The following is a 24,127-nucleotide window of genomic DNA, read 5'->3' as shown; positions in this document are numbered from 1 at the left end:
TGTGGATTTCACACTCCCCGAGCACCTTCCGGGTCTGCTTGCCCAGATGGACGAGTTCATCGAGGCCGAGATCAAACCGTTGGAGCGCGAACACATCCAGTATTTCGACAAGCGTCGAGAACATGCCCGCACCGACTGGGACAACGACGGCATCCCGACGCGCGAGTGGGAGGACCTGCTCGCCGAGATGCGCAGGCGAGCCGACAAAGCGGGCTGGCTGCGGTACGGGCTGCCGGCCTCGCTGGGCGGCCGTGACGGCACCAACGTCGACATGGCCGTCATCCGGGAGCACCTGGCGCACAAAGGCCTTGGTCTGCACAACGATTTGCAGAACGAATCCTCGATCGTCGGGAACTTCCCGCAGGTGATCATGATGGAGCGCTTTGGCACCGAGGAGCAACGACGGCTCTGGTCGGAAGCGCTGATCACCGGGGAACGCTCCATGGCGTTCGGACTGACCGAGCCGCAGCACGGTTCGGACGCCACTTGGCTGGAGACGCGCGCGCAAGCCGATGGCGACGGCTGGGTGATCAACGGCTCCAAGCGGTTCAACACCGGCGTCCACCGCGCGACCCACGACCTGGTCTTCGCCCGCACCTCCGGTGAGCCCGGCCAGGCGCGGGGCATCACGGCGTTTCTGGTGCCGACGGATGCGCCCGGGTTCACCGTCCCCTACTACTGGTGGACGTTCAACATGCCGACCGACCACGGCGAAGTCCAGTTGACCGACGTCCGGGTGCCCGCGGATGCGGTGCTGGGCGAGGTGGACCGCGGCCTGGAGGTTGCGCAAACCTTCTTGCACGAGAACAGGATTCGGCAGGCGGCCAGCAGCCTGGGTGCGGCCCAATACTGCATCGATCGCGCCGCCGAATACGCCGGCAGGCGGACCGTCTTCGGCAAGCCGCTGTCGGTCAACCAGGCCGTGCAATGGCCGCTGGCCGAACTGCAGACCGAAGCCCAGATGGTGCGGCTGCTGGTGGCCTATGCCGCCTGGCATCTGGACCGCGACCACCACATGGAGGTCTCGGACAAGGTGTCGATGGCCAACTATCGGGCCAACCGACTCGTCTGCGACGCCGCGGACCGGGCCATGCAGATCTTCGGTGGGCTCGGCTACAGCCGTCACGAGCCGTTCGAGCACATCTATCGCCACCACCGTCGCTACCGGATCACCGAGGGAGCCGAAGAGATCCAGATTCGCCGGGTGGCGCAGCGGCTGTTTAAGTTTGGCAGGTGACGCCGACCGAGGAGCTGGCCCCTCAACTGGCCAGCGTGCTGGCGCCGGTCCTCGGCGCCGACGTCGCGGTGGAAAACCTGCGCGGGCTGACCGGGGGCGCCAGCCGCTCCACGTGGGCGTTCGACGCCGTCGCCGGCGACCGACGGCAAGCCCTGATCCTGCGTACCGGCGCGCCCGACGACGTGCATGCCGGCATGGAGTTGGAGGCACGCGCCCAAGCCGCCGCCGCGGCCGCCGGCGCACCGGTCCCCCACGTCCTCGTCGCCGACGATTCGCCTGCCGCACTGGGCAATCCGTTTCTGATCTGCGACGCGATCGCGGGCGAGACCATCGTCCGGCGCATTCAACGTCAGCTCGACGCCGCGGGCGGGCACGCGGCCCGCGCGGAACTGCTGCGGCAATGCGCGCAGGCGCTGGCGGCCATCCACCGAGCCGACCCGCGCATCCCCGGTCTGGTCCGCGAGGATCCGCTCGCGCAATGGCGCGAGCGGCTCGACGCCATGGGTGACACCACGGCCACCTTCGAATGGGCGTTTCGCTGGCTCGAAGGCAACCGGCCTCAAAGGTCCCAGCCGTCGGCGGACGTTCTGGTGCACGGGGACTACCGGATGGGCAACCTCATCGTCGACGGGTCCCGCCTCGCCGCCGTCCTCGACTGGGAGCTGGTGCACCGCGGCGACCCGTACGACGACCTGGCCTGGTTCTGCATCCGGGCCTGGCGCTTCGGCGCCCCCGCCAGCCTCGGCGCCGGCGGCCTCGGCAGCATCGAGAGCTTCCTGCGCGACTACGAGCAAGCCAGCGGGACTAGCGTCGACCGGGTGGCGTTTCACTGGTGGCTGATACTGGCCACGCTGCGCTGGGGCGTCATCTGCCGCTATCAGGCGGAGCGGCATTTGACCGGTCAGTTCCGCTCGGTGGAGCTGGCCACCATCGGTCGCCGCGTGTGCGAGACCGAGTGGGACCTGCTCGACCTGCTCGAAGGGGCCGCGTGATGATCGGCCCGTACGGCCGCCCGCTGGCCGCCGAACTGGTGGCCGCGGTGGCCGAATTCCTGGAGACCGACGTGCGGACGGCGACCAGCGGGCAGGTCAACTTCCACGCGAGGGTGGCCGCCAACGCGTTGCGGATCGTCGAGCGCGAACTGCTCGACGAGAGCGAGGCCGAATCCCGCGCCGCGCTGGCCGACCTCGGGTTCGCCGACGAGGAAGAGCTGGCCGCCGCGATACGGGCCGGCGAGATGGACGGGCGGGACCTGGAAGTCACCGCCTGCCTGCGCACGTTGGTGCGGCGCCGGCTGGCGGCCGCCCACCCGGGATACGACAGCGAATAGGAGCGCATGCCCGCTGCGAGTGCGGAAATCGTTGCCGAAGCGGCAGACCGCCTGTTCACGGCGATCGAGAAGGGCGACTTCGCGGCGGTTGACCGGATGTGGAGCGACGGCATCGCGGTCTGGCGAGTCGGCGCGCGCCGCAATGACGGCAAGGCCCGCGCGCTACGCGTCATCGACTGGTTCATCACCGCGACCATCGAGCGCCGCTATGAAATTCTGGACCGGCGATTCTTCGAGGGCGGCTTCGTCCAGCAGCACATCCTGCACGCCACCGGCCATGCCGGCCAATCGATCTCGATGCGGGTCTGCATCGTGATCAGGGTGGGCAGCAACGGCGAGCTCGACCGGATCGACGAGTACTTCGACCCCGCCGAGATCGCGCCATTGATGGACTAGGCGTTAGATTCGGCACGACAGATGGGGGTGACGATGACGACTCTGGAAACACTTCTGAACGATCCCGACCTGGCCGGCGTGTGGAACCTCGTCCCGGACCGCTCGACCATCACCTTCAAGGTCAGAAACATGTGGGGCCTGCTGAACGTCAAGGGCCGCTTCACCGAGTTCAGCGGCGACGGCCAACTGACGGGCAAGGGGGCGGTTTTCGGCCGGCTCGACATCCGCGCCGCGTCCCTGGACACCGGGATCGGCCGTCGCGACAAGCACCTGCGCTCGGCCGACTTCTTCGACGTCGAACGCTTCGATGAGATCAGCGTCGTCGTCACCGCGGTGCACCCGACCAAAGGCAAAGCCGCCGACCTCCGGGCCGCCTTCACCATCAAAGGCGTCACCGCGCCGCTGCCACTGTCCGCCACGATCACCGAGCTCGACGACGGCTCGATTCGGATCGCCGGGCAGACCAAGGTCGATCGCACCCAGTTCGACCTGGGCTGGAACCGGCTCGGCATGATCGGCTCGACGGCGACGGCCGCGGCGGAAGCCGTCTTCGCGCGGGCTGCCCAGTAAAGCCGGCGCGACACCAGTAGCATCTGCACCGTGTCGGACTCCAGCCCCGAATCCAGCGTTGCCCTGCGGATCCTGGTCTACAGCGATAACGCCAAAACCCGCGAACAAGTGATCCGGGCGCTGGGCAAGCATCTGCATCCGGACCTGCCCGAGCTGACCTACCTCGAGGTGGCGACCGCCCCGATGGTGGTGCGGCAGATGGACGAGGGCGGCATCGACTTGGCCATTCTCGACGGGGAGGCCACGCCCACCGGCGGCATGGGAATCGCCAAACAACTCAAAGACGAACTCGCGACGTGCCCGCCGATCCTGGTGCTCACCGGCCGCCCGGACGACGCCTGGCTGGCCAACTGGTCGCGGGCCGAGGCCGCGGTGCCGCATCCCCTGGATCCCATCGTCCTCGGCCGCACGGTGCTCGGACTGCTCCGCACGCCCACTCGCTAGCGCTTTCTAGCTGCGGTAATACCGCGATCACCGCCCCACCGGCGGGCGCGAAGCCCCCCTTGATGCGACGCCGGCCGCACGCGGCCACGAGCTGCCCGGTTGCGGCGACACAAAAACGAAACGAATACCCCCACCCCGACAAAACACCCTCGTCTTCGCGACGCTATGTTGTGGAGGTCACTGTGATGGCCCGCGGCCCGGGTATGTCACAGCAGCCCGGCCCCCGCCCGGCCGCCGCACCGGCGGCCCGTACGAGGAGATCTTGGAGCCAGTTGAACGTCTACATACCCATCCTGGTGCTCGGAGCGATAGCCGCGGCCTTTGCCGTGGGATCGGTTGCCATCGCGAGCCTGGCCGGCCCGTCGCGCTACAACAAGTCGAAGATGGCCCCATACGAATGCGGCATCGAGCCCACGGAAACGTCGGTGAGTGGCCCGCATGCGACGCCCGGGCAGCGGTTCCCGGTGAAGTATTACCTGACCGCAATGCTTTTTATCGTCTTCGACATCGAAATCGTGTTCTTGTATCCCTGGGCGGTCAGTTACGACGCGCTGGGAACGTTCGCGTTGGTCGAGATGGTGGTGTTCATGCTCACGGTCTTTGTGGCGTACGCCTATGTGTGGCGCCGCGGCGGCCTGACGTGGGATTGAGGTAGACGTGGGTCTCGAGGAACAGCTGCCCGGTGGGATTCTGCTGTCAACGGTCGAGAAGGTGGCCGGCTATGTCCGCAAGAACTCGTTGTGGCCGGCGACGTTCGGGTTGGCCTGCTGTGCCATCGAGATGATGGCAACGGCCGGGCCAAGATTCGACATCGCGCGGTTCGGCATGGAGCGGTTCTCGGCGACGCCGCGGCAGGCGGATCTGATGATCGTGGCCGGGCGGGTGAGCCAGAAGATGGCACCGGTGCTGCGCCAGATCTACGACCAGATGGGCGAGCCGAAGTGGGTGCTGGCCATGGGCGTGTGCGCGTCGTCCGGCGGGATGTTCAACAACTACGCGATCGTGCAGGGCGTGGACCACGTGGTTCCGGTGGACATCTACCTGCCCGGTTGCCCGCCGCGCCCGGAGATGTTGCTGCACGCAATCCTCAAGCTGCACGAGAAGATTCAAGAGATGCCGCTGGGCGTCAACCGCGAAGAAGCCATCGCCGAGGCCGAGCAGGCGGCGCTGTCGGCCAGGCCCACGATCGAGATGCGCGGGCTGCTGCGATGAGCTCGCCGGACCAAGACCCCAAAGAGGCAATCAGCCAGGCCGACGAAGAAGTGATCGACGTGCGCCGCGGCATGTTCGGCGCCAAGGGCTCGGGCGACACGTCCGGCTACGGGCGTCTGGTGCGTGAGGTCACGCTCCCGGGCAGCAGCCCCCGGCCCTACGGCGGCTACTTCGATGACGTGGTCGACAAACTGGCCCAGGCGCTCAAAAACACCGACGTCGAATTCTCCGACGCTATAGAAAAAGTCGTGGTGTACCGCGACGAGCTGACCCTGCACGTGCGCCGCGAGGCACTCCCCCGGGTGGCAAAGCACCTTCGCGACGAGCCGGAGCTGCGTTTCGAGATGTGCCTGGGCGTCAGCGGGGTGCACTACCCCCACGAGACAGGTTGCGAACTGCACGCGGTGTACCCGTTGCAGTCGATCACGCACAATCGTCGCGTCCGCCTGGAAGTGGCTGCGCCGGACGGTGATCCGCGCATCCCCTCGCTGTACGGGGTCTACCCGACCAGCGACTGGCACGAGCGCGAAACCTACGACTTCTTCGGCATCATTTTCGACGGACACCCGTCGCTGACCCGCATCGAGATGCCCGACGACTGGCATGGCCATCCGCAACGCAAGGACTATCCCCTGGGCGGCATCCCGGTGGAATACAAGGGAGCGCAGATACCCCCGCCCGACGAGCGGAGAGCGTACAACTGATGAGCACAATCACTGACTCGACGCACGATGGTGGCGCCGGTGAGACCGTCTTGGTCGCCGGCGGCCAGGACTGGGACCAGATCGTCGACGCCGCGCGCAAAGCGGACCCCGGCGAACGGATCGTCGTCAACATGGGGCCGCAGCACCCCTCCACGCACGGGGTGCTGCGGCTGATCCTCGAGATCGAGGGCGAAACGGTCACCGAGGTCCGCTGCGGAATCGGCTACCTGCACACCGGGATCGAAAAGAACCTCGAATACCGCTACTGGACCCAGGGCGTCACCTTCGTGACCCGGATGGATTACCTGTCACCGTTTTTCAACGAGACCGCGTACTGCCTGGGCGTGGAGAAACTGCTCGGCATCACCGATCAGATACCGGAGCGGGTCAACGTCATCCGGGTGATGATGATGGAACTCAACCGGATCTCCTCGCACCTGGTCGCGCTGGCCACCGGCGGCATGGAATTAGGCGCCATGACCCCGATGTTCGTCGGTTTCCGCGGCCGCGAGATCGTCCTGACCCTGTTCGAGAAGATTTCCGGGTTGCGGATGAACAGCGCCTACATCCGGCCGGGAGGCGTGGCGCAGGACCTGCCGCCGGGCGCGGAGTCCGACATCACCGAAGCCCTCAAGCCGCTGCGCCAGGTGCTGCGCGAAATGGGCGATCTGCTCAACGAAAACGCCATCTGGAAGGCCCGCACCCAGGACGTCGGCTACCTGGACCTGACCGGCTGCATGGCGCTGGGCATCACCGGGCCGATCCTGCGTGCCACCGGGTTGCCGCACGACCTGCGCAAGAGCGAACCTTACTGCGGATATGAAAACTACGAATTCGACGTGATCACCGCGGACACATGTGATGCTTACGGGCGCTACATGATTCGCGTCAAGGAGATGTGGGAGTCGATCAAGATCGTCGAGCAGTGTCTGGACAAGTTGAAGCCGGGCCCGACCATGGTCGAGGACCGCAAGATCGCCTGGCCGGCCGACTTGAAGGTCGGCCCGGACGGCATGGGTAACTCACCCGAGCACATCGCCAAGATCATGGGCAGCTCGATGGAGGCATTGATCCACCACTTCAAGCTGGTCACCGAGGGCATTCGGGTTCCGGCCGGCCAGGTCTACACCGCGGTGGAGTCGCCGCGCGGGGAGCTGGGCGTGCACATGGTGAGCGACGGGGGTACCCGCCCCTACCGGGTGCACTATCGCGACCCGTCGTTCACCAACCTGCAGTCGGTCGCCGCGATGTGCGAGGGCGGAATGGTGGCCGACCTGATCACCGCGGTCGCCAGCATCGACCCGGTCATGGGTGGGGTGGACCGATGACCGGCCCGCAAGGACAGCCGGTCTTCATCCGGCTCGGACCACCGCCCGACGAACCCAACGCGTTCGTCGTCGAGGGTGCGCCGCAATCGTATTCACCGGAGGTGCGGGCACGGCTGGAAGTCGACGCCAAGGAAATCATCGGCCGCTACCCCAACAAGCGCTCGGCGCTGTTGCCGTTGCTGCACCTGGTGCAGGCCGAGGACTCCTACCTGACGCCGGCGGGTTTGGAGTTCTGCGGCGAGCAGCTGGGACTGACGGGCGCCGAGGTGTCGGCGGTGGCGAGCTTCTACACGATGTACCGACGCGGACCCACCGGCGACTACCTGGTCGGTGTCTGCACCAACACGCTGTGCGCCGTCATGGGCGGCGACGCCGTATTCGACGCCCTGAAGGAGCATTTGGGCATCGGCAACGACGAGACCACCTCAGATGGCTCGGTCACCCTGCAACACATCGAGTGCAACGCCGCCTGCGATTACGCGCCGGTGGTGATGGTCAACTGGGAATTCTTCGACAACCAGACACCGGAGTCGGCCCGCGAGCTCGTCGACTCCCTGCGCTCGGGCACGCCCAAGCCGCCCACGCGCGGTGCCCCGCTGTGCGTCTTCCGCGAGACCTCGCGCATTCTGGCCGGCCTGCCCGACCAGCGGCCCGACCAAGGCCAGGGCGGCGCGGGTGAGGCCACCTTGGCCGGACTGAAGGTGGCCAAGGAACTCGGCATGCAGGCGCCGACTCCCCCAGAAAGCCAGTCATGACAAGCTCTCAGGCCACGCCTCTCACCCCAGTCATCAGCCGCTTCTGGGACGACCCCGAGTCCTGGACCCTTGAGACCTACCGTCGTCACGATGGCTACGAGGCCATGAGGAAGGCGCTATCCATGGCGCCCGACGACGTAATTGCCACCGTCAAGGATTCCGGGTTGCGCGGGCGGGGCGGCGCCGGCTTCTCGACCGGAACCAAGTGGTCGTTCATCCCGCAGGGCGACACCGGCGCGGCCGCCAAGCCGCACTACCTGGTGGTCAACGCCGACGAGTCGGAACCCGGTACGTGCAAAGACATTCCGTTGATGCTGGCGACGCCGCACGTGCTCGTCGAGGGCGTCATCATCGCCGCCTACGCGATCCGGGCCAGCCACGCGTTCATCTACGTGCGCGGGGAAGTGCTCCCGGTGTTGCGCCGCCTGCAGAACGCGGTGGCCGAGGCCTACGCCGCCGGGTACCTGGGCCGCGACATCAACGGCTCGGGTTTCGACCTGGAGCTGGTGGTGCATGCCGGCGCCGGCGCCTACATCTGCGGAGAGGAAACCGCGCTGCTCGATTCGCTGGAAGGCCGGCGCGGCCAGCCGCGGCTCCGGCCGCCGTTCCCCGCGGTGGCGGGGCTCTACGGCTGCCCCACGGTGATCAACAACGTCGAGACGATTGCCAGCGTGCCGTCCATCATCCTCAACGGCGTCGAGTGGTTCCGGTCGATGGGCAGCGAGAAATCCCCTGGCTTCACGCTGTATTCGCTGTCCGGGCATGTCGCCCGCCCGGGCCAGTACGAGGCCCCGCTGGGTATCACGCTGCGCGAGTTGCTCGCCTACGCCGGCGGGGTGCGGGCCGGGCACCGGCTCAAATTCTGGACGCCCGGCGGGTCGTCCACCCCCCTGCTCACCGACGAGCACCTCGACGTGCCGTTGGACTACGAGGGTGTGGGCGGGGTCGGGTCGATGCTGGGCACCAAGGCGCTGGAGATCTTCGACGAGACCACCTGCGTGGTGCGCGCGGTGCAGCGTTGGACGTACTTCTACAAGCACGAGTCGTGCGGCAAGTGCACACCATGCCGGGAGGGGACCTTCTGGCTGGACAAGATCTACGAGCGGCTGGAAACCGGCAAGGGCACTCCCGAGGACATCGACAAGCTGTTGGATATCTCGGATTCGATCTTGGGAAAGGCGTTCTGCGCGTTGGGCGATGGTGCCGCCAGCCCGGTGATGTCGTCGATCGAGTACTTCCGTGACGAATACGTGGCTCACGTCGAAGGCGGTGGATGCCCGTTCGACCCCCGAGACTCCATGCTGACGCCGAACGGAAAGGCATGATGCCCGAATGACACGCACCGGCGACGATGCAGTGGGGGCACCACCCACTTGCGGGGGTGGGGGCACCACCCACTTGTGGGGGAAGGAGCGGCGCTCATGACCCAGGCCGCCAAGACTCAAACCGGCGACGAGGTGCGTCCGCCGGACATGGTGACGTTGACCATCGACGACAACGAAATCAGCGTGCCCAAGGGCACATTGGTGATCCGCGCGGCCGAGTTGATGGGCATCCAGATCCCGCGGTTCTGCGACCACCCGCTGCTCGAGCCGGTCGGCGCATGCCGGCAGTGCCTGGTCGAGGTTGAGGGGCAACGCAAGCCGATGGCGTCGTGCACCACCGTCGCCACCGACGACATGGTCGTGCGCACGCAGCTCACGTCGGAGGCCGCCGACAAAGCCCAGCACGGTGTGATGGAGTTGCTGCTCATCAACCATCCGCTGGATTGCCCGATGTGCGACAAGGGTGGCGAGTGCCCGCTGCAGAACCAGGCGATGTCCAACGGCCGCGCGGATTCTCGCTTCACCGACGTCAAACGCACGTTCGCCAAGCCGATCAACATCTCCGCCCAGGTACTGCTGGACCGTGAGCGCTGCATCCTGTGCGCCCGTTGCACGCGGTTCTCCGAGCAGATCGCCGGCGACATTTTCATCGACATGCAGGAGCGGGGCGCCCTGCAGCAGGTCGGGATCTACGCCAATGAGCCGTTCGACTCGTACTTCTCGGGCAACACGGTGCAGATCTGCCCGGTGGGCGCGCTGACCGGAACCGCCTACCGCTTCCGGGCCCGCCCCTTCGACCTGGTGTCCAGCCCCAGCGTCTGCGAACACTGCGCGTCCGGGTGCGCACAGCGCACCGACCACCGGCGCGGCAAGGTGCTGCGCCGACTGGCCGGCGACGACCCCGAGGTCAACGAGGAGTGGAACTGCGACAAGGGCCGGTGGGCGTTCACCTACGCGACCCAGCACGACCTGATCACCACTCCCCTGATCCGCGACGCTGACGGCGCACTGGTGCCCGCGTCGTGGTCGCACGCGATGGCGACGGCGATTCGGGGACTCGATGCGGCCCGCGGGCGTACGGGGGTGCTGGTCGGTGGGCGGGCCACCTTGGAAGACGCCTACGCGTACTCCAAGTTCGCCCGAATCGTGTTGGACAGCAACGACATCGACTTCCGCGCGCGCCCGAACTCGGCCGAGGAGGCCGACTTCCTGGCGTCGCGCATCGCCGGCCGGCGCGACGTCAGCTATTCCGATCTGGAATCGGCGCCGGTGGTGGTGCTGGTCGGGTTCGAGCCGGAAGACGAGTCGCCCATCGTGTTCCTGCGGCTGCGCAAGGCCGCCCGCAAGCACCGGCTACCGGTGTATGCGGTTGCGCCGTTCGCCACCCGGGCACTGGTGAAGATGTCCGGACGGCTCATCAAAACCGTTCCGGGGGCTGAAGCTGCGGCGCTGGACGGGCTGACCACCGGCGAGGTGGGCGACCTGCTGTCCTCTCCCGGCGCGGTCATCATGGTCGGGGAGCGCCTGGCCACCGTGCCCGGCGGATTGTCCGCCGCTGCCCGGCTCGCCGACGCCACCGGGGCGCGGCTGGCGTGGGTGCCGCGCCGGGCCGGCGAGCGTGGGGCGCTGGAGGCCGGCGCGCTGCCCGCCCTGCTGCCGGGTGGCCGCCCACTTGCCGACGAGACCGCCCGCGCGCAGATCGCCGCGGCGTGGCACGTCTCCGAATTGCCTTCCGCCGGTGGGCGTGACGTCGACGGCATCCTGGCCGCCGCTGCCGACGGGACGCTGGGCGCCTTGCTGGTCGGCGGTGTCGAACCCGACGACTTCGCCGACCCCGAAGCCGTGCTGGCCGCGCTGGACGCGGCCGGGTTCGTGGTCAGCCTGGAACTGCGGCACAGCGCGGTGACCGAGCGTGCCGACGTCGTGTTTCCGGTCGCACCGACGACGCAGAAGGCCGGCGCTTTCGTCAACTGGGAGGGCCGCTATCGCCCGTTCGAACCGGCCCTGCGCGGTAGCGCCCAGCAAGCCAGCCAATCCGACCACCAGGTGCTCGACGCGCTGGCCGACGAAATGGGCGTTTATCTGGGGCTGTCGACTGTCGAAGCGGCCCGCGCGGAGCTGTCCGCGCTGGGCACCTGGGACGGCGACTGGGCCGCCGGGCCCGCCGTCGCGACCCCGCAGGCGGACCAGGCCCGGCCAGGGCCTGAAAAGGGACAAGCTGTGTTGACCGGCTGGCGGATGCTGCTGGACAACGGCCGAATGCAAGACGGCGAACCGCATCTGGCCGGCACCGCGCGCACACCCGCGGTGCGGCTGTCGGCCGACACGGCGGCCGAGATCGGCGCCGCCGACGGTGACGCGGTCACCATCAGTACGCCGCGCGGATCGATCAGCCTGCCGCTGATCATCACCGACATGCCCGACCGGGTGGTGTGGCTTCCGCTGAACTCGCCGGGTTCGGCCGTACACCGGCAGCTGGGCGTAACGCTGGGCAGCACAGTGAAAATCGGAGTGCATTCATGACCGGTTTGACCGCCTTCGGACACGACACCTGGTGGCTGGTGCTGGGCAAGGCGCTGGCCATCTTCGTGTTCCTCATGCTCAACGTGCTGGTCGCGATCCTGCTCGAACGCAAGATCCTCGGCTGGATGCAGCTGCGCCCCGGGCCCAACCGGGCGGGACCGTGGGGCGTCCTGCAGAGCCTGGCCGACGGAATCAAGTTGGCGCTCAAGGAAACCATCACCCCGGGCGGCGTCGACAAGTTCGTCTACTTCGCGGCGCCGGTCATCTCCACCATCCCCGCGTTCACCGCCTTCGCCTTCATCCCGTTCGGCCCGGTGGTCTCGGTGTTCGGCCACCGCACACCGCTCCAACTCACCGATCTTCCGGTCGCGGTGCTCTTCATCCTGGGGCTGTCGGCGATCGGCGTGTACGGAATCGTGCTCGGCGGCTGGGCGTCCGGGTCCACCTACCCTCTGCTCGGCGGGGTGCGCTCCACCGCCCAGGTCATCTCCTATGAGGTGGCGATGGGGCTGTCGTTCGCGGCGGTGTTCCTCTACGCCGGCACCATGTCGACATCGCAGATCGTGGCCGCGCAAGACCGGGTCTGGTACGTATTCCTGCTGCTGCCGTCGTTCGTGATCTACCTGATCTCCATGGTCGGTGAAACCAACCGGGCGCCATTCGATTTGCCCGAGGCCGAGGGTGAGCTGGTCGCCGGATTCCACACCGAGTACTCGTCGCTGAAGTTCGCGATGTTCATGCTGGCCGAGTACGTCAACATGATGACGGTTTCGTCGCTGGCCACCGTGTTGTTCTTTGGTGGCTGGCATGCGCCATGGCCGATCGACATGTGGGCCGGCGCCAACACCGGGTGGTGGCCGGTGCTCTGGTTCACGGCCAAGATGTGGACCTTCCTGTTCATCTACTTCTGGCTGCGGGCCTCATTGCCTCGGCTGCGCTACGACCAGTTCATGGGGCTCGGCTGGAAGCTGCTGATCCCGGCCTCGCTGGTCTGGGTGCTGATCGCGGCGGTGATTCGCACGCTGCAGAACCAGGGCTACGCGCATTGGACCCCGTTGCTGGTGGTCAGCAGCATCGTGTTCGCCACGGCACTGGTGCTGTTGCTGCGAAAACCGTTCAGCGCGCCCGGTATTCGTGCGCTGGAGCGACAGCTCCGCCGCCAGGCCAAGCAACTCCCGGCCGGAGAGACCTCCACACCGGTATTCCCGACACCGCCGCTGCCGATGAAGTCCCTGGCGACTGCGAGCAAGGAGAAAGCACGTGGCTAAGTTCTTGGACGCCGTGGCCGGATTCGGCGTGACGTTCGGATCGATGTTCAAAAAACATGTCACCGAAGAGTATCCGGAGAAGCCGGGCCCCGTCGCGCCGCGCTATCACGGCCGTCACCAGCTCAACCGCTACGCGGACGGCCTGGAGAAGTGCATCGGGTGCGAGCTGTGCGCCTGGGCGTGCCCGGCCGACGCGATCTACGTCGAGGGCGCGGACAACACCGAGGAGCTCAGGTATTCGCCGGGTGAACGCTACGGCCGGGTCTATCAAATCAATTACCTGCGTTGCATCGGCTGCGGTCTGTGCATCGAGGCCTGCCCGACCCGGGCGCTGACGATGACCAACGACTACGAGATGGCGGACGACAACCGCGCCGACCTGATCTACGAGAAGGACCGGCTGCTGGCCCCCCTGCTCCCCGACATGACCGCGCCGCCGCACCCCCGGGCACCCGGCGCCACCGACAAGGACTACTACCAAGGCAATGTGACGGCGGACGGCGTGCTTGAGACGGATACGGTCGGAGACTCCCGGTGACTGCGGTGACGGGCCAGCTCCTGGCTTCCAATCTGGCTTCCGACACGATCGTCCGCACCTCCACCGGCGAAGCGGTGGCGTTCTGGGTGCTGGGGGCGCTGGCGTTGATCGGCGCGGTCGGGGTGGTGCTGGCGGTCAACGCCGTGTACTCGGCGATGTTCCTGGCGATGACGATGATCATCCTCGCGGTGTTCTACATGATCCAGGACGCGCTGTTTCTGGGTGTCGTCCAAGTCGTGGTCTACACCGGCGCGGTGATGATGTTGTTCTTGTTCGTGTTGATGCTGATCGGCGTGGACTCCGCGGAATCTTTGAAGGAGACGCTGCACGGACAGCGCATCGCCGCGGTGCTGGCCGGTGTCGGGTTCGGCGTTCTGCTGATCGCCGCGATCGGCACCGCCGCGACGGGTGGCTTCGCGGGGCTGACGACCGCCAACGCCAACGGCAATGTGGAAGGGCTTGCGGCGCTGATCTTCTCCCGGTATGTCTGGGCGTTCGAACTCACCAGCGCGCTGCTGATCACCGCGGCGGTCGGGGCGATGGTGCTGGCACACCGCGAGCGTTTCGAGCGCCGCAAGACGCAGCGGGAGCTCTCGCAGGAGCGGTTCCAGCCCGGTGGGCACCCCACCCCGATGCCCAGCCCCGGCGTCTACGCGCGCCACAACGCCGTCGATGTGGCGGCCCTGCTGCCAGACGGGTCGTACTCGGAGCTGTCGGTGTCGCCGATCCTGCGCAGCCGCGGCGCCGACGGCAAGGAAACTCCCTCTCGTCCACCCAGCCCGAGTTTGTCACAAGGCGGTGCGTCGTGAATCCGGCGAATTACCTGTACCTTTCGGCCTTGCTGTTCACCATCGGGGCCTCGGGGGTGTTGTTGCGACGCAACGCCATCGTGATGTTCATGTGCGTCGAGCTGATGCTCAACGCGGTCAACCTGGCGTTCGTCACGTTCGCGCGGATGCACGGCCACCTGGACGGCCAGATGATCGCGTTCTTCACGATGGTGGTGGCCGCGTGCGAGGTCGTCGTCGGCCTGGCCATCATCATGACGATTTTCCGGGCCCGCAAATCGGCGTCGGTCGACGACGCGAACCTACTCAAAGGCTGACAACGCCAACATGACTCACTACACCTGGCTGCTGGTGGCACTGCCGCTGGCGGGTGCCGCGATCCTGTTGTTCGGCGGGCGACGCACCGATCCCTGGGGCCATTGGCTGGGTTGCGCCGCCGCCCTCGGGGCATTTGGCGTGGGCCTGAGCCTGCTGAACGAGTTGCTCGGTCGCGGTGCTGACGACCGGGTCATCCACCAGACGTTGTTCACCTGGATCCCGGTCGGCCAATTGCAGGTGGACCTCGGCCTGCAGATCGACCAGCTGTCCGTGTGTTTCGTGCTGTTGATCTCCGGGGTCGGGTCGCTGATCCACATCTACTCGGTCGCCTACATGGCCGAAGACCCGGACCGCCGAAGGTTTTTCGGCTACCTCAACTTGTTCCTGGCCTCGATGCTGCTGCTGGTGGTCGCCGACAACTACGTGGTGCTCTACGTCGGCTGGGAAGGCGTCGGCCTGGCGTCCTACCTGCTCATCGGGTTCTGGTACCACAAGCCGACGGCGGCTACCGCGGCCAAGAAGGCGTTCGTGATGAACCGGGTCGGGGACGCCGGGCTCGCTCTCGGAATGTTCTTGATGTTCAGCACTTTCGGCACGCTGTCCTACGCCGGGGTGTTCGCCGGTGCGCCCGGTGCCGGCCGGGGTGCGCTGACGGCGATGGGGTTGCTGCTGCTGCTGGGTGCCTGCGCAAAGTCCGCGCAGGTCCCGTTGCAGGCGTGGTTGGGTGACGCCATGGAGGGCCCCACCCCGGTGTCCGCCCTGATCCACGCCGCCACCATGGTGACCGCCGGCGTGTACCTCATCGTGCGGTCCAACCCGCTCTACAACCTGGCGCCCGATGCTCGAACCGCCGTGGTCATCGTCGGCGCAGTCACGTTGCTGCTCGGGGCGTTCATCGGCTGCGCCAAGGACGACATCAAGCGTGCGCTGGCGGCGTCGACGATGAGCCAGATCGGCTACATGGTGCTGGCCGCCGGCCTCGGCCCGGCCGGCTACGCGTTCGCGATCATGCATCTCCTCACCCACGGCTTCTTCAAGGCCGGCTTGTTCCTCGGCTCCGGCGCGGTGATCCACGCGATGCACGAGGAACAGGACATGCGTCGCTACGGCGGCTTGCGCGCCGCGCTGCCAATCACCTTCGCCACCTTCGGCCTCGGCTATCTGGCCATCATCGGCGTGCCGCCGTTCGCGGGCTTCTTCTCCAAGGACGCGATCATCGAGGCCGCGCTGGGCGCCGGCGACGCCCGCGGCTACGTGCTGGGCGGGGCCGCGCTGCTGGGCGCGGGCGTCACCGCGTTCTACATGACCCGCGTGATGCTGATGACCTTCTTCGGCAAAAAGCGTTGGGCCCCTGGCACCCATCCCCACGAGGCGCCCGGCCTGATGACGTGGCCGATGATCCTGCTCGCCGTCGGCTCCGTGGTCTCCGGCGGGCTGCTGGCGTGGCGGGGCACCCTGCAGCGCTGGCTCGAGCCGGTCGTCGGGAAGCACGAAGAGGTCACCCAGGCGTTGCCGGCCTGGGTGAGCACCGCCCTCGCGCTGGGCGTCGTCGCGATCGGGATCGCGGTGGCCTACCGGTTGTACGCGACCGCGGAAATCCCCAGGGTGGCGCCGCTCTCGGTGTCGCCGGTGACGACGGCCGCCCGCAGGGACTTCTACGGCGACGCCTTCAACGAGGAGGTGTTCATGCGCCCCGGAGCCGAACTGACTCAGGCGCTTGTCGACGTCGACAACGCGGGCGTGGACGGCTCCGTCAACGCACTGGCCGCGCTGGTCGGCCGGACTTCGAATCGCCTGCGGGGGCTGCAAACCGGCTTCGCCCGCAATTACGCATTGTCGATGCTGACGGGCGCGGTCCTGGTGATCGCGCTGATCCTGGCGGTGAAACTGTGGTGAACAACCTTCCGTGGCTGAGCATCCTGTGGCTGGTGCCGCTGGCCGGCTCGGTGCTCGTCATCCTGCTGCCACCGGGGCTGCGCCGGCTCGCCAAGTGGACCGGCCTTGTCTTCGGCATCCTGACGCTGGCGGTGGCGATCGTCATCACCCTCGGCTTCAAGACCGGTGGCAGCGCTTACCAATTCGTCGAAAGCCATTCCTGGATACCGGCGTTCGGGGCCACCTACTCCCTCGGTGTGGACGGCATCGCCGTGGTGCTGGTACTGCTGACCGCGGTGCTGATCCCGGTGCTGCAGGTGGCCGGCTGGAACGACGGCGGCGAACGCAGCCCCCGGGGCGTGCACGCCTACGTCGCCCTGACGCTCGCCATCGAGTCGATGGTGCTGATCTCCGTGGTCGCGCTGGACGTGTTGCTGTTCTACGTGTTTTTCGAGGCCATGCTCATCCCGATGTACTTCCTGATCGGGGGCTTCGGCGGCGGGGCCGGCAGGTCACGCGCGGCGGTGAAGTTCTTGCTGTACAACCTGTTCGGCGGGCTGATCATGCTGGCCGCGGTGATCGGGCTTTACGTGGTGACCGCGGAGCACGGTTCGGGCACCTTCGACTTCCGCGAGATCGTGGCCGGCGTCGCCTCCGGCCGCTACGGTGCGGACTCCGCGGTGTTCAAGGCGCTGTTCCTGGGCTTCATGTTCGCGTTCGCCATCAAAGCGCCGCTGTGGCCGTTCCACCGGTGGCTGCCCGACGCCGCCGTCGAGGCCACCCCGGCGACCGCAGTGCTGATGATGGCGGTAATGGACAAGGTCGGCACCTTCGGCATGCTGCGCTACTGCCTGCAGCTGTTCCCCGGCGCCTCAACCTATTTCCGCCCCCTGATCATCGTGCTGGCCGTCATCGGGGTCATCTACGGCGCGGTCGTGGCCATCGGGCAGACCGACATCATGCGCCTGATCGCCTACACCTCCATCTCCCACTTCGGGTTCATCATCCTGGGCATCTTCGTGATGACGAGCCAGGGGCAGAGCGGGTCGACGCTGTACATGCTCAACCACGGCCTGTCCACGGCAGCGGTTTTCCTGATCGCGGGCTTCCTGATATCGCGGCACGGCAGCCGGGCGATCGCCGACTACGGCGGGGTGCAGAAGGTGGCGCCCATCCTGGCGGGGACCTTCCTCGTCTCTGCCATGGCCACCCTGTCGCTACCCGGCCTGGCACCATTCATCAGCGAATTCCTGGTCCTGCTAGGCACTTTCAACCGGTACTGGCTGGCCGCCGCCTTCGGTGTCACCGCGCTGGTGCTGTCCGCCATCTACATGCTGTGGCTCTACCAACGCATGATGACCGGACCGGTGGCCACCGGCAACGAGAAGATCGGTGACCTGCGGGCGCGCGAATTGATCGTCGTCGCACCACTGATCGCGCTGCTGCTCGTCCTCGGCGTCTACCCCAAGCCGGTGCTCGACATCATCAACCCCGCCGTCGAGAACACCATGACCACCATCGGTCAGCACGATCCCGCGCCGAGCGTGCCGGCAGTCAACCGCGTACCCCGGACAGCCGAAGGACCGCGATAATGACCCTTCCCACCCCGAGCATCGAGTACTTTCTGCTCTGCCCGACGCTCATCGTGTTCGGCGTCGCGGTCGTCGGCGTCCTCGCGGAAGCGTTTCTGCCCAGGCGGGTTCGCTACGGCGCCCAGGTGACCCTCGCCCTGGCCGGTCTGGCCGCGGCATTCGTGGCGACCGTGGAAGTGGCCGAGTCGATTCCGGCCTCCGGCCGCGCGGCGGTGCTGGGCGCGATGGCCATTGACCGAACCACTCTGTTCCTGCAGGGCACGGTGCTGCTGGTCGCGGTGTTGTCGGTCATCTTCATCGCCGAACGCACGCAAGCCAAGGCGGACAGCAAGGTCGCCGCGGGGGTGGGAGCCGCCGGATCGGTCGGACTGGACTCCTTCACCCCGCAGGCGTCCGCGGTTCCCGGCAGCGACGCCGAGCGTGACGCGGAGCGGGCCGGGGCCGCGCAGACGGAACTGTTCCCACTGGCGATGCTGTCCGTCGGCGGCATGATGGTCTTCCCGGCCTCCAACGACCTGTTGACGATGTTCGTTGCGCTCGAAGTTCTTTCGCTGCCGCTGTACCTGATGTGCGGCCTGGCCCGTCATCGGCGCCTGCTGTCGCAGGAGGCGGCCATGAAGTACTTCCTGCTGGGTGCGTTCTCGTCGGCGTTCTTCCTGTACGGCGTGGCGTTGCTGTACGGCGCGACCGGCACGCTGCTGCTGACCGGCATCCGGGACGCGCTGGCGGCGCACGGAGACACCTCGATGGCGCTGGTGGGAGTCGCGCTACTGTCGGTCGGCCTGTTGTTCAAAGTGGGTGCGGTTCCGTTCCATTCGTGGATTCCGGACGTCTACCAGGGTGCGCCCACTCCCATCACCGGGTTCATGGCGGCGGCCACCAAGGTCGCGGCCTTCGGCGCGCTGCTGCGGGTGGTCTACGTCGCGCTGCCGCCACTGCACGATCAATGGCGGCCGGTGCTGTGGACCATCTCGATTCTCACCATGGCGGTGGGTACCATCACCGCGGTCAACCAGACCGACGTCAAGCGCATGCTGGCCTATTCGTCGGTCGCCCACGTCGGGTTCATCCTCACCGGCGTGATCGCCGACAACCAGGCGGGCCTTTCGTCCACGCTGTTCTACCTGCTCGCCTACAGCTTCAGCACCGTCGGGGCGTTCGCCATCGTCAGCCTGATCCGCGATGCCGACGGCGTCGAAGACGCCACCGTGTCGCACTGGGCGGGGCTCGGGCAGCGCTCCCCCATTGTGGGCGTGATGTTTTCGATGTTCCTGCTGGCCTTCGCCGGCATCCCGTTGACGAGTGGGTTCGTCAGCAAGCTCGCCGTGTTCAAGGCCGCCGCCCAGGGCGGCGCTGCGCCGCTGGTGATCATCGGTGTGGTCGCCAGCGGAATCGCCGCTTACTTCTACGTGCGGGTGATCGTGTCGATGTTCTTCACCGAGGCAACCGACGACACCCCACACGTGGTGGCGCCGGGGATTCTGAGCAAGGCCGCGATTGCCGTATGCGCCGCGGTCACCGTGGTGCTGGGCATCTTCCCGCAGCCGCTGCTCGACCTGGCCGATCAGGCCGCCCAGCTGCTGCACTGAAAGTCAGCTCAGGAACGGCCGCACGGCGAGCACATAAACGGCCAGCGCCGCCAGCGGCGCGGCCAACGGCAGCCACGGCAGTTGCAGCGGGAACGACGTCGCGACCAACCCGGCGAACGTAAAGCCAACGGCGCCAACGGCTGTCGGCCAGCTCCCCATCACGACGGCGGCCGACGCGCCGAACGCGTGGCGGCAGACCAGGTACGCGGCGGCGCACAGGCCGGACAGTGCGACGAACACCAGCGGCGGGTCGGACAGCCCGATGGTGACCACTGACAGCAACACGGCAAGCGTTGCGGCAGGACGAAATACCGTTGCCCCTGCCACCGCGCCCAGAGCCGCCGCCCACGCGGCCACGGCGAGCCCGTGCGAACCGTCGGCGGCCAAGCCCACCATCAGCAGGCCGAACGCGACAGAGAACACCAGGGCCCACAGCCGCGGCGGCGTTGCCGTGTCATCGCTAGCCACGGAGCCGTCCCCGCACCCGCCGGCGGCGGTCCGGCAGTACTCCCATGGACTGCTCCAACCCGCTATCTCCTTGCCACGACACGATGTCGACACCGACGGTGGCCATGTCGCGATACATGGAGGAGCGCTGCAGCGCCCACATCCGCTCCACCAGGGGATCCTGCTCGCCCTCGAAAGGAGAGCTGTCCAGGATGTCGACGGTGACGACGACGTGGCCACGCTTGCGCAGATCGATCAACGCGAGCGCGAATTCGGTATCGAGCAGCGTGGAGAACGCGATGACGATCGCACCCGCCGGAACGGCCGCGCGGGGCGCCAAAGTGCCCGTTGTGTTCTCGAATCGATCGCCGGCCCCGAGCACCGTGTCGAGCACCCGATAGAACTGGCGCTGCCCGATGTCGGCGCCCAGCCAGCGCGGGCGATTGCCGCCCAGGGCTATGATCCCGGCGCGGTCCCCGTGCCGCAACGCGGTCTGTACGACTTGCGCAGCGCCGCGTACGACGCGCTCGGTCGCGTCCGTGGCCGGGCCCGCCGGTTGCCGATACGTATCGATCAGCACCACCACGTCGGCGGCGCGGTCGGTCAGGCGCTGCGTGACGTGCAGTTGGCCGCGCCGCGCGCTCACCGGCCAGTTCACCGCGCGCAGTTGGTCTCCGGGCACGTAGGCGCGAATGTCGGCATATTCGACGCCGGGGCCGATATGCCGGGTCAGGTGGGCTCCCAGGCGGTTGAGCAGCTCGGTCTGCGGGATCGGCGTCGACTGCGGAGGCGTGAGAGGAAACACGATCACTTCCGCGGCGTCAACGGTCGCCGTCCCCGACAGCAGCCCACCGCGCGCGACCGCGTCGACCCGGGCCCGGATGAAGTACCGACCCCAGCGTTGCGCGGTTACCGCAACGGCTTTGGCGTGGCGGGACTCCGAGTCGAGAATTTCCAGCTGCATCCCCTCGACGGGCGGGGCCGTGACCTCGACCGCCGAAAACCCCGTTGCCTCGCCCTCTTCCGTCGCCCAGATACGCACCCGCGCCCGGTCGTTTTCGAAGCACCGCTGCGAATCGGGATCGCCGTGCACGCGAATCGTCGGCACGGGCCGTTGCCAGCTGATCGAGCAGAGCACGCCGAGCAGCGGCGCCGCGAAGGCGATCAGCTGCCACCGCGCGCCGATCACCGCGACCGCGAGCGCAAACCCCGCGCAACTGGCGATGGCGCGGGTCAAGTGCGATGCGCGCCAGCGGAACTCGACTGCGGACTGGGTCATGCCGCACTCATCCGGCGCCCCCGGGACCCCCGCTGGTTCGGGGCACGGGCAAGCGGCGCAGCAGCTCCCCGACGACGTCGGCACCCTGAATTTTCCGCACCCACATCTCCGGGCGCAGGGTGATCCGGTGCGCGACCGCCGGGACCGCGAGCGCCTTGACGTCTTCGGGGATCACATAGTCCCGGCCGAGCAATAACGCACGGGCGCGGGCGAGTTGAACCAGATCGAGCTCGGCGCGCGGGCTGGCGCCCACCGCCACCTGCGGATGGTGCCGCGTGGCGTTGGCCAGCGACACCACGTAGTGCAACACGTCTTCGTGCACGGTCACCTGCTCGACCGATTCGCGCATCGCGAGCAGGTCGTGCGCATCCACGACCTGATTGACGGTCGGCTCCGCCGACCCGCGGTCCAGCCGCCGGCGCAGCATCGCGGTCTCGTCGCGCTCGGAGAGGTAGCGCAGTTCCAGGCGGATCGCGAACCGATCGAGCTGCGCTTCCGGCAGCGGATAGGTGCCCTCGTACTCGATCGGATTGTCCGTCGCGAGCACGATGAACGGCTTTGGCAGCTGGTGTGTTTCGCCGTCGATGCTCACCTGGACTTCGGCCATCGCCTCGAGCAGCGCCGCCTGCGTCTTGGGCGGCGTGCGGTTGATCTCGTCGGCCAGCAACAAGTTGGTGAAGACGGGTCCGGACCGGAAAGCGAAACGGCCCGATTGCATGTCATAGATCGTCGAGCCGAGCAGGTCCGCGGGCAGCAGATCCGGGGTGAATTGCACGCGAGTGAATTGCAGCCCCAGCGCGGCGGCGAACGATCTGGCGATCAGCGTTTTGCCCAGACCGGGCAGGTCTTCGATCAGGACATGGCCGCGGGCGAGCACCGCGATGAGAATCAGAGTGAGCGCGGAGCGCTTGCCCACCACCACGCGCTCGATCTCGTCGAGCACCGCCTCGCAGTGCGCTGTGGTTGTTGCCGCCGGCAGCGTCATACCTGTTCCAACTTTCGCAGAATCTCTTCCAGCGCCGCACGGCCGGGACCGGGCCGCCGGTCGCCGGTCCGCGCGACGTTGTTCGGATTAACCCATTCCCACAATTCGGTCCCGAAGAGCATTTGGCCGCTCACCTGATATGCCATGGGGTCTTTGGATCGTCTCTGGCCGGTCGCCATCTCGTATCTGCGTGCGAGCATCGGGCGCAGATGCCGGTCCCAGTCCACCCGGGTGGACTCCGACCACCGGATCGTCGTTTCGGTGTTGGAAAGCCAGCGGCGCAACGAATCCCCGAGATCGTCGGGATCCGCTTCGGTCTCGGGTCGGATTCCGCGCCCCACGACGCGACGGACGGTGAGCAGCACCAGAGCCAGGGCACCGCCCGATGCGGCCAGCACGAACCGCCGATCGTGCTGTATCAGCGCCAGCAGCTCGATCCCGACGATGAGGCAGATGCCAAGGGCCAGCGTTTTTTTCATACGAGGCTCCGTGAGCCCAGTTCGTCAAGGACCACCTGGAGAACGCGCACCGCCACGTCGCGGTGGCCCTCGTTCATCACGTGCGGGCTGAATCGCGCCTCGGCGAACAGGTTCACCAATTCCACGGCATTATCGGCGTGCAGCGCATGGTGTTCGACCGCCCGGGCCAACACCTCGGTCGGGGTGTCGAAGTCCTGCGGGACGGCGCCGGGCACATTGGCGAGTTCACGTTCCATCGCCGCATAACAGGCGATGATCGCCTCGCGGGGTTCCCGGCTGAGGTCGGTCATCTCGGCCAGCCCGCGTTCGGCCGCCCGCGCCAGTGATTCCGAACGGGTCGGCGGCGCCGGGGATTCGGCGTGATCATCGGCGACGGGGCCCGGCGTAGCCGCGCGCCACCGTCGCCGTGACATGACGACCGTTCCGGTGACGATGATCAGCATCATTGGGACGGTGGCGGCAAGCAGGATGCCGAACATGTCCCCGTTCTGCGGATGTGGCCGCCCCAACGCCGGGGCGTTGGCGTGCTCGGCCGGCGGAGCGCCGGTCGCCGGCGGGGGCTGCGCCTGACCGACACCGTGGGGTCCCAACAGGCGGGACGCCACCAAGACGATCAGCAGCCAGGCAACGATGATTGCCAGCCCGATCAGCAACACGCGCCAGCTCGGCCGTCCCCTGCCGGTGCCAAGCATCTCGGACAGCTGGCCGGCTTGCGGCGCCGCCGCGCGCGGGTCGCGCAACCGCGCGATGACCGCGACGGCCACCAGCGCGAGAGTCACTCCAAGGGCGGCTACGACGAGTACCAGCGCCGCCGGGTTATTGGTTGGCTCGCCGTGCACGGCGTGGTGCGAGGCCGGCAGATAGCCGCGCAGGGCGGCGGAGACGACGAGCAGCAGCACGATCAGGGCGACGACCCGCCCCGTGGGCTTGTCCATACCAGGCATTGGCACACCACTCGACCGGTTGTTGCGGCACTGGCCTTGTCTCATCCTGGCACGTCAGGCCGCCGGTTATCCACAGTCGGCGATTCATCCACAAAGCCGCGCTCTGCGGCTTGTTATCGAACGCATGTACTGCTTATCTGCTTAAGTGGACTTACGCTGGTCGGTGTGGATTTTGCTGGTGTGAGTCCGGTTGGCGGGATG

At 67.3% G+C, this 24,127-nt stretch carries 25 protein-coding genes; 20 read left to right on the top strand and 5 right to left on the bottom strand.

Annotation, left to right across the window (positions count from 1 at the left end):
- The first annotated feature begins 1 nt into the window (after position 1).
- The 20 genes from AWC17_RS07805 (at position 2) to nuoN (ending at position 19,792) form a co-directional block, all read left to right on the top strand.
- Entirely contained in the window at positions 2-1,237 is a 1,236-nt protein-coding gene (locus AWC17_RS07805) for an acyl-CoA dehydrogenase family protein (protein ID WP_046185850.1), read from the top strand.
- The gene (locus AWC17_RS07800) at positions 1,234-2,229 is read left to right on the top strand and encodes a phosphotransferase family protein (RefSeq protein WP_047323224.1); all 996 of its coding nucleotides are present in this window, start codon (positions 1,234-1,236) and stop codon (positions 2,227-2,229) included. The genes AWC17_RS07805 and AWC17_RS07800 overlap by 4 nt, the downstream gene beginning before the upstream one ends.
- On the top strand, positions 2,229-2,567 hold the full coding sequence (locus AWC17_RS33065; RefSeq protein ID WP_046185370.1) for a DUF6285 domain-containing protein: 339 nt from the start codon (positions 2,229-2,231) through the stop codon (positions 2,565-2,567). The genes AWC17_RS07800 and AWC17_RS33065 overlap by 1 nt, the downstream gene beginning before the upstream one ends.
- A gap of 6 nt (positions 2,568-2,573) precedes the next feature.
- The gene (locus AWC17_RS07790) at positions 2,574-2,963 is read left to right on the top strand and encodes a nuclear transport factor 2 family protein (RefSeq protein WP_046185371.1); all 390 of its coding nucleotides are present in this window, start codon (positions 2,574-2,576) and stop codon (positions 2,961-2,963) included.
- Positions 2,964-2,996: 33 nt separating this feature from the next.
- The gene (locus AWC17_RS07785; protein ID WP_046185380.1) at positions 2,997-3,533 is read left to right on the top strand and encodes a YceI family protein; all 537 of its coding nucleotides are present in this window, start codon (positions 2,997-2,999) and stop codon (positions 3,531-3,533) included.
- Between the two features lie 30 nt (positions 3,534-3,563).
- Entirely contained in the window at positions 3,564-3,977 is a 414-nt protein-coding gene (locus AWC17_RS07780; RefSeq protein ID WP_046185372.1) for an Rv3143 family two-component system response regulator, read from the top strand.
- A gap of 272 nt (positions 3,978-4,249) precedes the next feature.
- A complete protein-coding gene (locus AWC17_RS07775) occupies positions 4,250-4,627 on the top strand; it encodes an NADH-quinone oxidoreductase subunit A (RefSeq protein ID WP_046185373.1) in 378 nt (125 codons plus the stop codon).
- Positions 4,628-4,634: 7 nt separating this feature from the next.
- On the top strand, positions 4,635-5,189 hold the full coding sequence (locus tag AWC17_RS07770) for a NuoB/complex I 20 kDa subunit family protein (RefSeq protein ID WP_046185374.1): 555 nt from the start codon (positions 4,635-4,637) through the stop codon (positions 5,187-5,189).
- Positions 5,186-5,893 (top strand): NADH-quinone oxidoreductase subunit C, encoded by a 708-nt coding sequence (locus AWC17_RS07765; RefSeq protein WP_046185375.1) that lies wholly within the window; start codon positions 5,186-5,188, stop codon positions 5,891-5,893. Before AWC17_RS07770 ends, AWC17_RS07765 begins: the two co-directional genes overlap by 4 nt.
- Positions 5,893-7,221, top strand: coding sequence for an NADH dehydrogenase (quinone) subunit D (gene nuoD / locus AWC17_RS07760; RefSeq protein ID WP_046185376.1), 1,329 nt, complete (start codon positions 5,893-5,895; stop codon positions 7,219-7,221). The genes AWC17_RS07765 and nuoD overlap by 1 nt, the downstream gene beginning before the upstream one ends.
- On the top strand, positions 7,218-7,976 hold the full coding sequence (nuoE, locus tag AWC17_RS07755; RefSeq protein ID WP_046185377.1) for an NADH-quinone oxidoreductase subunit NuoE: 759 nt from the start codon (positions 7,218-7,220) through the stop codon (positions 7,974-7,976). The genes nuoD and nuoE overlap by 4 nt, the downstream gene beginning before the upstream one ends.
- Positions 7,973-9,301 (top strand): NADH-quinone oxidoreductase subunit NuoF, encoded by a 1,329-nt coding sequence (gene nuoF, locus AWC17_RS07750; RefSeq protein WP_046185378.1) that lies wholly within the window; start codon positions 7,973-7,975, stop codon positions 9,299-9,301. Before nuoE ends, nuoF begins: the two co-directional genes overlap by 4 nt.
- 96 nt (positions 9,302-9,397) lie before the next feature.
- Complete coding sequence (locus tag AWC17_RS07745) at positions 9,398-11,824, top strand: NADH-quinone oxidoreductase subunit G (protein WP_085164484.1); 2,427 nt, start codon at positions 9,398-9,400, stop codon at positions 11,822-11,824.
- Between the two features lie 5 nt (positions 11,825-11,829).
- The gene (gene nuoH / locus AWC17_RS07740; RefSeq protein WP_046186669.1) at positions 11,830-13,092 is read left to right on the top strand and encodes an NADH-quinone oxidoreductase subunit NuoH; all 1,263 of its coding nucleotides are present in this window, start codon (positions 11,830-11,832) and stop codon (positions 13,090-13,092) included.
- Positions 13,085-13,630 (top strand): NADH-quinone oxidoreductase subunit NuoI, encoded by a 546-nt coding sequence (gene nuoI, locus AWC17_RS07735; protein ID WP_046186666.1) that lies wholly within the window; start codon positions 13,085-13,087, stop codon positions 13,628-13,630. The genes nuoH and nuoI overlap by 8 nt, the downstream gene beginning before the upstream one ends.
- Before the next feature lie 20 nt (positions 13,631-13,650).
- Positions 13,651-14,439, top strand: a complete 789-nt coding sequence (locus tag AWC17_RS07730; protein WP_141224550.1) for an NADH-quinone oxidoreductase subunit J — start codon at positions 13,651-13,653, stop codon at positions 14,437-14,439.
- Complete coding sequence (nuoK, locus tag AWC17_RS07725) at positions 14,436-14,735, top strand: NADH-quinone oxidoreductase subunit NuoK (protein ID WP_007168303.1); 300 nt, start codon at positions 14,436-14,438, stop codon at positions 14,733-14,735. Before AWC17_RS07730 ends, nuoK begins: the two co-directional genes overlap by 4 nt.
- 10 nt (positions 14,736-14,745) lie before the next feature.
- The gene (gene nuoL / locus AWC17_RS07720; RefSeq protein WP_047323221.1) at positions 14,746-16,632 is read left to right on the top strand and encodes an NADH-quinone oxidoreductase subunit L; all 1,887 of its coding nucleotides are present in this window, start codon (positions 14,746-14,748) and stop codon (positions 16,630-16,632) included.
- Positions 16,629-18,203 (top strand): NADH-quinone oxidoreductase subunit M, encoded by a 1,575-nt coding sequence (locus AWC17_RS07715; protein ID WP_167385556.1) that lies wholly within the window; start codon positions 16,629-16,631, stop codon positions 18,201-18,203. The genes nuoL and AWC17_RS07715 overlap by 4 nt, the downstream gene beginning before the upstream one ends.
- Positions 18,203-19,792, top strand: coding sequence for an NADH-quinone oxidoreductase subunit NuoN (gene nuoN, locus AWC17_RS07710; RefSeq protein ID WP_046185768.1), 1,590 nt, complete (start codon positions 18,203-18,205; stop codon positions 19,790-19,792). Before AWC17_RS07715 ends, nuoN begins: the two co-directional genes overlap by 1 nt.
- A 3-nt stretch (positions 19,793-19,795) precedes the next feature.
- On the opposite strand, the gene AWC17_RS07705 is transcribed toward nuoN, so the two are convergent.
- From AWC17_RS07705 to AWC17_RS07685, 5 genes are all read right to left on the bottom strand, one after another.
- Positions 19,796-20,188, bottom strand: a complete 393-nt coding sequence (locus tag AWC17_RS07705) for a hypothetical protein (protein WP_231588645.1) — start codon at positions 20,186-20,188, stop codon at positions 19,796-19,798.
- A gap of 64 nt (positions 20,189-20,252) precedes the next feature.
- A complete protein-coding gene (locus tag AWC17_RS07700) occupies positions 20,253-21,518 on the bottom strand; it encodes a DUF58 domain-containing protein (protein ID WP_046185766.1) in 1,266 nt (421 codons plus the stop codon).
- A gap of 7 nt (positions 21,519-21,525) precedes the next feature.
- On the bottom strand, positions 21,526-22,503 hold the full coding sequence (locus AWC17_RS07695; RefSeq protein ID WP_046185765.1) for an AAA family ATPase: 978 nt from the start codon (positions 22,501-22,503) through the stop codon (positions 21,526-21,528).
- The gene (locus tag AWC17_RS07690; RefSeq protein WP_046185764.1) at positions 22,500-22,982 is read right to left on the bottom strand and encodes a hypothetical protein; all 483 of its coding nucleotides are present in this window, start codon (positions 22,980-22,982) and stop codon (positions 22,500-22,502) included. The genes AWC17_RS07695 and AWC17_RS07690 overlap by 4 nt, the downstream gene beginning before the upstream one ends.
- The gene (locus AWC17_RS07685) at positions 22,979-23,926 is read right to left on the bottom strand and encodes a DUF4129 domain-containing protein (protein ID WP_046185763.1); all 948 of its coding nucleotides are present in this window, start codon (positions 23,924-23,926) and stop codon (positions 22,979-22,981) included. The genes AWC17_RS07690 and AWC17_RS07685 overlap by 4 nt, the downstream gene beginning before the upstream one ends.
- Positions 23,927-24,127 lie beyond the last annotated feature (201 nt).

The sequence above is a fragment of the Mycobacterium nebraskense genome (assembly GCF_002102255.1).
Classification (GTDB): domain Bacteria; phylum Actinomycetota; class Actinomycetes; order Mycobacteriales; family Mycobacteriaceae; genus Mycobacterium; species Mycobacterium nebraskense.
The sequence above is the reverse complement of the archived record's forward strand: the minus strand, read 5'-3'. Positions and strand labels throughout refer to the sequence as shown.